General features: G+C 71.3%; 6 protein-coding genes, 1 pseudogene and 1 riboswitch. Of the genes and pseudogenes, 4 read left to right on the plus strand and 3 right to left on the minus strand.

Going from position 1 to position 6,814, the window contains the following annotated elements; all coding sequences use genetic code 11:
• Positions 1-168 precede the first annotated feature (168 nt).
• The 4 genes from HMPREF3086_RS14595 to HMPREF3086_RS14610 all read left to right on the plus strand — a co-directional run bounded on the left by HMPREF3086_RS14595 (position 169) and on the right by HMPREF3086_RS14610 (position 4,104).
• Positions 169-1,221, plus strand: coding sequence for an FtsX-like permease family protein (locus tag HMPREF3086_RS14595; protein WP_070722599.1), 1,053 nt, complete (start codon positions 169-171; stop codon positions 1,219-1,221).
• Positions 1,222-1,304: 83 nt separating this feature from the next.
• Positions 1,305-2,075 carry an ABC transporter ATP-binding protein gene (locus HMPREF3086_RS14600; protein ID WP_061915819.1) on the plus strand — a complete coding sequence of 257 codons (771 nt, stop codon included), beginning with the start codon at positions 1,305-1,307 and terminating at the stop codon, positions 2,073-2,075.
• 44 nt (positions 2,076-2,119) lie between these two features.
• On the plus strand, positions 2,120-3,349 hold the full coding sequence (gene cbiE, locus HMPREF3086_RS14605; RefSeq protein WP_070722600.1) for a precorrin-6y C5,15-methyltransferase (decarboxylating) subunit CbiE: 1,230 nt from the start codon (positions 2,120-2,122) through the stop codon (positions 3,347-3,349).
• On the plus strand, positions 3,346-4,104 hold the full coding sequence (locus tag HMPREF3086_RS14610; RefSeq protein ID WP_061915813.1) for a cobalt-precorrin-4/precorrin-4 C(11)-methyltransferase: 759 nt from the start codon (positions 3,346-3,348) through the stop codon (positions 4,102-4,104). Before cbiE ends, HMPREF3086_RS14610 begins: the two co-directional genes overlap by 4 nt.
• A 135-nt stretch (positions 4,105-4,239) precedes the next feature.
• Here HMPREF3086_RS14610 and HMPREF3086_RS14615 read toward each other — a convergent pair whose 3' ends face one another.
• From HMPREF3086_RS14615 to HMPREF3086_RS19105, 3 genes and pseudogenes are all read right to left on the minus strand, one after another.
• Entirely contained in the window at positions 4,240-5,787 is a 1,548-nt protein-coding gene (locus HMPREF3086_RS14615; protein WP_070722602.1) for a precorrin-2 C(20)-methyltransferase, read from the minus strand.
• The gene (locus HMPREF3086_RS14620) at positions 5,784-6,449 is read right to left on the minus strand and encodes a precorrin-8X methylmutase (RefSeq protein ID WP_061915807.1); all 666 of its coding nucleotides are present in this window, start codon (positions 6,447-6,449) and stop codon (positions 5,784-5,786) included. The genes HMPREF3086_RS14615 and HMPREF3086_RS14620 overlap by 4 nt, the downstream gene beginning before the upstream one ends.
• A 56-nt stretch (positions 6,450-6,505) precedes the next feature.
• Positions 6,506-6,640, minus strand: a riboswitch (cobalamin riboswitch).
• Positions 6,622-6,814, minus strand: a pseudogene (locus tag HMPREF3086_RS19105) (nitrite reductase); the annotation flags it as partial. It overlaps the preceding riboswitch by 19 nt.

A 6,814-nucleotide genomic window follows, 5' to 3' on the forward strand; every position in this document is an offset into this window, starting at 1 on the left:
TTCGAGCCATTACTGACCCATGCTCCTAGTCGTAACCCGCCGGGTCCGGCATCCATCGAAAGGTGGAGGAGCGGCCCGCCTTTCGACTCGGGAGAACCAACCTCGCGGCCGATTCGGGTCCGTGGCCGGGAGACGAACCTTGAGGCATGCCTTCGGAAAGGGAAAACCGTGTTCTTCGCGCTTCGTGACCTCCGCACCGCCCGGTGGCGGTTCACCCTCATCACCGGGGTCGTGCTGTTGCTGTCCGTTCTGGTGGCTGGACTTCTCGGCCTGACCGCCGGGCTGTCGAACCAGAGCGTGTCCGCGCTCCGGGCTCTCGGATCGGGCGGTTCGAGCTTTGTCCTCCCCACTGACGACAAAGGTGTCGTCGACCTCGACCGCGCCGCTCTCACCGACGGGGAGGTGGAGTCGGTCACGGCACTGGACCCCTCCGCCGTGCCGGTAGGACTCGCCCGGCTCACCGTGGACGACGGCACGGAGACAGGCGTGTCCGCCGTCGCCGTGGGTCTGGCGGCACCGGTGGGCTCGGTGGCCCCGCCGTCGAGGGGGGAGGTCCTGGTGTCCACCGGGGTCGACGACGAGGTGGGCGGCGGCGTGGATGAGATCGGAATCGGTGGCGACACCCTGGCGGTCGCCGGAGACGCCGGCGATCTCTGGCACTCGCACACGCCTGTGGTGGTGACCGACCTCGACACGTGGAGAGAACTCGCCCCCCGCGGCGGGGCGGCCACCACCATCGCGGTGTCGTCGGAAGCACTCGCTGATTCCGCCGTGCTGGATCAGGGCCTCGGCCTGGTCGACTCCGCGGGACTCGTGGGTGCGTTGCCCTCGCACCGGGCGGAGAACACCTCGCTGAGGACCATGACCTACATGCTGCTGGCTGTCACGGCGCTGGTCGTGGGTGCGTTCTTCACCGTCTGGGGGATGCAGCGCCGCCGTGATGTCGCCGTGCTCAAGGCGCTCGGTGCGTCCACGGCGATGGTCGTCCGCGATTCCATCGGACAGGCCGCGATCGTGTTGGCCGTGGGCATCGGGGGCGGGGTGGGGATCGTCGCGCTCCTCGGGTTGGCCGCGGCCGGCACTGTGCCGTTTGTCGTCTCCGCCGGGACCACGCTTCTGCCGGCCGCTCTGCTCGCGGTGCTCGGTCTGGGCGGCGCGGCCGCCTCGCTGGGGCCGGTCCTGAACGCCGACCCCAACTCCGCGCTCGGGGCCGCCCGATGAGCAGCCCCGATCGCAGCGGCCCTTCGCTGATGACGCCGCCCTCCGACTTCCTGCAACAACCGTCTACCTCCGGAAGGAATCTCATGTCCGACACCGCTCTGCTCGAGGCGCCGTCGACCACCGCGCTGAGGATGAAGGACGTCCTCCTGACCTTCCCCGACGGTGAAGGCAGGGTCACCGCCGTCGACCACGTCTCACTCTCGATCGATCGTGGGCGCAGCCTCGCCGTGACGGGACCTTCAGGCTCGGGAAAGTCCAGCCTGTTGGCGGTGGCGGCGACTCTGACCACGCCCGACTCCGGGCAGGTGTGGCTGCAGACCCGGGACGGCATGGTGGACCTGGCCGCGGTGAGCCCTGCGGAGGGTGCGGAGTTGCGCAGGAAGGACATCGGGATCGTGTTCCAGCAGTCCAACCTCATCGAGTCGCTCACGGCACGCGAACAACTCGAGGCCATGGCCTGGCTCGGATCACGACCGTCACGGGCGCGGCGCCGCGACGTGCGCGGACGAGCGGACGAACTCCTCGGTGTGGTCGGCCTGGGTGACGCTGGAGAGCGGGCGGTCGGGGCGCTGTCCGGGGGCCAGCGGCAGCGGGTGGCGGTGGCGCGCGCCCTCATGAACCAGCCGGTGATGGTGCTCGCCGACGAGCCCACCAGCGCGCTCGATTCCGAATCCGGTGGGATCGTGATGGATCTCCTCCTGGGTACCGCCCGGGATCTCGGGGTGGCACTGATGCTGGTCACTCATGACGCATCGATGGCGGCGCGGTGCGATTCACAGCTCCGTCTGGTCGACGGAGCTGTGACGTCCTCGACCGGGCTGGATCGGCAGCCGCGGGGAGGCTCGGTCGTCTGACTGGGCGCTGAGGCAGCTCGGCGGAGGCTGTAGGGTTCCGCGTCATGACAGCGCGGGTGACGGTGGTGGGGATCGGCGGTGACGGCTGGGCAGGTCTCGACGCGGCCCGCCGTAGCGCCGTCCTCGGTGCCGAGGTGGTGCTCGGCGGCGATCGCCATCTGGCGATGCTCCCAGCTGAGGTCTCCGCTGAGCAGGTGCCGTGGACGAGGCCCTTCCGCGAGGGTGTGGCAGAGGCGCTAGCCCGGTTCGCGGGCCAGCGAATTGTGGCTCTGGCCTCGGGTGATCCGCTCGTCGCGGGAGTCGGTTCGACATTTGTCGAGCTGCTCGGCGCCGAGGCGGTGAAGGTGCTGCCGGCGGTGTCCTCGGTGGCGTTGGCGCGGGCCCGGATGCGTTGGCCGGCCGATTCGGTGGCGGTGCTGCGTGACCACCGGACGCTGTCTCGCGAGCTCGCCCCGGGCCGGCGCCTGCTGGTGCTGTCCGCCGACCGGCACACCCCGTCGGCTGTCGCCGCAATGCTCCGCGAGGCTGGTTTCGGGGGGAGTGCACTCACCGTGCTGGCCGATCTGGGCAGCCGCGCGGAGTCCTCTGAGCGGTGTGTGGCGCGGGACTGGGCACCCGGCAGCGCGGCGCCGCAGCTTCACGTCCTGGCAATCGAGTGCGTGGCCGATGCCTCAGCCCGGCCCCTCGGCCTGGCGCCCGGGCTGCCCGATGACGCCTTTGAGAACGACGGCCAACTCACCCGACGCGACCTGCGGGCCTCGGCGCTGTCCCGGCTCGCGCCCTCGGCCGGGGAGCTGCTCTGGGACGTGGGGGCCGGCGCCGGGTCGGTAGGCATCGAGTGGATGCGGATGCACCCCGCGTGCCGGGCGATCGCCGTGGAGGCCGACCCCGAGCGTGCGGCCCGGATCGGGCGCAACGCCGCGGCGCTGGGGGTGCCCTCGCTGGAGATCGAGGAGGGCCGCGCCCCGGGCGCGCTGGAGGGCCTACCCCGACCCGACGCGGTGTTCATCGGCGGAGGCGGCACCGCCCCTGGCCTGCTGCGAGAGTGCTGGGACGCGCTCGCGCCGGGCGGCCGGCTAGTCGCCCACGCGGTGACGCTGGAGACCGAACGCGTGATGATCGACGCCCGCGCCGAGTTCGGCGGCGAGCTGACGCGGTTCCACGTGGAACGCAGCGATCAGATCGGCTCGTTCACCGGCTGGGCGCCGGCGCGGGCCGTGGTGCAGTGGGCGGCCGTGAAGCCGCGTGGTGATGCGATGGAGGAGAACTGGTGACCGTTCACTTCGTAGGAGCGGGCCCCGGCGCCGCCGACCTGCTCACGCTGCGGGCGGTCGATCTACTTCGCGCTGCCGATGTGTGCTTGTACGCGGGGACGTACCTCGATGAGGGAGTGTTGGAGCACTGCCGGCCCGTGGCGCGATTGGTCGATACCCAGAACCTGAATCTGGACGGGATCATCGGCGAGATCGTCGCTGCCCACGCAGACGGGCTCGAGGTGGTGCGGTTGTGCTCGGGCGATCCGTCGATCTACTCGGCGCTGGCCGAGCAGACCCGCCGGCTGGACGCGGCCGGGGTGCCGTGGGCCGTGGTCCCGGGTGTGCCCGCTTATGCAGCTGCGGCCGCTGAGCTGGGTGTGGAACTGACGGTTCCCGAGGTGGTGCAGTCGGTGGTGCTCACCCGGACGCAAGCCCGGTCCACGGCGATGCCCTCTGCCGAGGCGCTGGAGAACTTCGCCGCCACCGGTGCCACTCTGGTGCTGCATCTCGCGATTACCCGCATTCGCGAGCTGGCCGAGCGGCTGATCCCGACCCACGGCGCGGACTGCCCGGTGGCGGTAGTGGCCAACGCGAGTCGCCCGCATCGGGTGGAACTGCGAGGGACCCTGGCTGATGTCGCGGATGCGGTGGAGGCGGCTGGCCTGCGGCAGGCTGCGGTGATTCTCGTCGGGCGCGCTTTGGTGCGGCCGGGGGAGGCGGAGTCGTGGCTGTACGCGTCGAGCCCGGAGCGGGAGGCGAAAAGGCGAGGTTAGGCGGCCCGTCGTGAGGCGCTCCCCAGAGGGGAGCACGGTGATCAGCGCAGATGACGTAACGTCTGGTAATTGGCGTTGATATGCTGCCAGGCAGGAGGCGGTTTTCGCACCTGTCGTCGTTATCGTGTGGCTAAATCACGCCTGAACGAACCTCGGGCTCCACGCCCGACCCGAGGCGGTGACCCGGGTACCGGACGCCCCCACGATGAGAAGGCACTTCATGTCGATCGACGCGCAGTCGAGCTCCCCGAGCGCGGTGACCGTGAGCGACTCCTCGGCCCGGCCGACGTCGCGGCCCACCACGACCGGGGTGGCGGGATCGCGGTGGCGCAGCAGCACCTCGCGGGCGTCGGCCACCTGGTGGGTGCGTGAGCGAGAAGCCGGGTTGTAGATGGCGAGCACCAGGTCGGCGGCCGCGATCGCCTCCAGGCGGCGCTCGACCACCGACCACGGTTTGAGTCGGTCCGAGAGGCTCACCACGGCGAAGTCGGCGCCGATCGGGGCGCCGGCACGGGCGGCAACAGCCTGGACGGCGGATACGCCAGGCGCCACCCGGATGTCGACCTCGGCGTAGGCGGGATCCTCAGCGGCCTCGAACACGGCCGAGGCCATGCCGAACACACCCGCATCGCCGCCGGAGACGACCGCGACCCGCTCACCGGCCAGCGCCAGGTCGAGGGCGAAACGCGCCCGGTCCACCTCCACAGCGTTGCCGGAGGCGTGCCGGGTCAGGCCGGCCCGCTGCGGCACGCGGTTGACGTACGGGGCGTAGCCGACGACGTGATCGACCTGTGACAGCACGTCGGTGACCTCGGGAGTGAGCCAGCAGTCCGGGCCGGGTCCGAGGCCGAGTACGTGGACGACGGGGCGACCGGCAACGGTCAGGGAGGGCGGCGTAGCGGGAGCGACGGCAGCCGCAGAAACATCGGACAAGGGAGCACCGCGACGTCCTGTCGGGTCCTCGTGCCGCGAGTCGCCGGGGACCACGATGAGAGAGAAGTAGGGAACCGAAGCAGGGTCGACGTCGGCCACGGCGTGGAACTGCTCGGTGCTCATCGAGGCCCGCTCGACGTACACCGCTCCATCGAGACGGCCCGCGGCCTCGAGAGCGCGTCGGACGGCAGGGAAGTTGCGACCGAGCTTCATGATGATCGCACCGTCGGTGTCGGCCAGGCGGCGGGCGAGCTCGGGCTCGGGCAGTGTGCCGGGCAGAACAGTCAGCACGTCGGTCTGCCGGACCAGGGGAGTGGCGGCGGTGGCCGTCGCGGCGGCGAAGGCCGGCACCCCGGGGACGATCTCGGTCTCGAAATGGGGCGAGAGCCGGTCGTGCATGTACATGAAGGAGCCGTAGAACAGCGGGTCACCCTCGGACAGCAGAACGACGTCGCGGCCGGCGGCCAGATGAGAGGCAAGCCGCTCTGCGCTGCGCTCGTAAAAGTCGGCGATCGCGCCCGCGTAGCCGCCGGGGTGGTCGGTGGTGCCCGTCGTGACCGGGTATTCGAGTCGCTCCTCGATCGCGGTCGCGGGGATGAGATCGGCGGCGATGCGGCGGGCGTTGGATTCCTTACCGCGACCGGCATGGAATGCCACCACGTCGGCGGTACCGATGAGCCGGGCGGCTTTGAGGGTGAGCAATTCGGGATCACCGGGGCCCACGCCCACGCCGTACAGGCGGCCGCTCACTCCTGCTCCTGGGCCAGGGCGTTGAGCGCGGAGGCCGTCATCGCCGACCCGCCGCGGCGGCCGTGGACGGTGACGAACGGGATGTCGATGCCATGGTCGCCGGCGAACGAGGCGAGCGCGGCCTTGGACTCGGCGGCGCCGATGAAGCCCACCGGGCAGCCGACGATCGCCGCGGGGCGGGGAGCGCCGTCGAGCAGCATCTCCAGCAGGTGGAACAGGGCGGTCGGGGCATTGCCGATCGCCACCACCGCGCCGTCGAGGCGGTCACCCCACAGCGAGAGCGCCGCCGCGGAGCGGGTGGTGCCCATCTGGGCGGCCAGCTCGCGGACGCCCGGCTCGGACAGAGTGCACACCACGTCGTTGTCGCGGGGCAGCCGGGCGCGGGTGACGCCCGAGGCGACCATGCGGGCGTCGCAGAGGATCGGCGCCCCGGCGTTGAGAGCGGCCCGGGCGGCGGAGACGAGCCGAGGGTGAACCTGCAGGTCGTCGGTGAGATCGGTCTGACCCGTGCCGTGGATCATCCGCACCGCGAGACGCTCGGCGTCCACCGGGACACGCGACAGGTCGGATTCGCGGCGGATGGTGGCAAAGGAGTCGACGTAGATGGCGGGGCCGCTATCGACATACTCGTAGCGACGCGGCGGCCGGACAGCTCCAGACACGACAGGTCCTCCTCGGGGTTCTCGCCCCGGCGTGAGAAAGCGCAGCGGCGCCCGGGCGGAGCGCGCTGATCCCCGGCGAGTATCTGGCTGGGCACACCCGCTGGGCGCGCCTCACAGTGGCGGAACCGCCCCGGATTCACACCGGGTTCCTCGCCGTGGGACAGCAGGCAGCCTACGCGTGCACGGCCACAACCCCACGCCACGGGGTGACGACGAGCTCGGTGACCCCCGGCGCCGTGAGACGCTCGAGCAGGGCGGGCGTGAGGACGCCCCCGGGCGCCGCGACGTGCTCGATCCGGCCCGCCGAGCCGGGGACCGGGCCGAAGGGTAGCGGGCCGGTGGGCTCGGGCAGGCGCGGGTCGGGG

This window comes from Dietzia sp. HMSC21D01 (genome assembly GCF_001815995.1).
GTDB classification, from domain to species: Bacteria; Actinomycetota; Actinomycetes; order Mycobacteriales; family Mycobacteriaceae; genus Dietzia; species Dietzia cinnamea.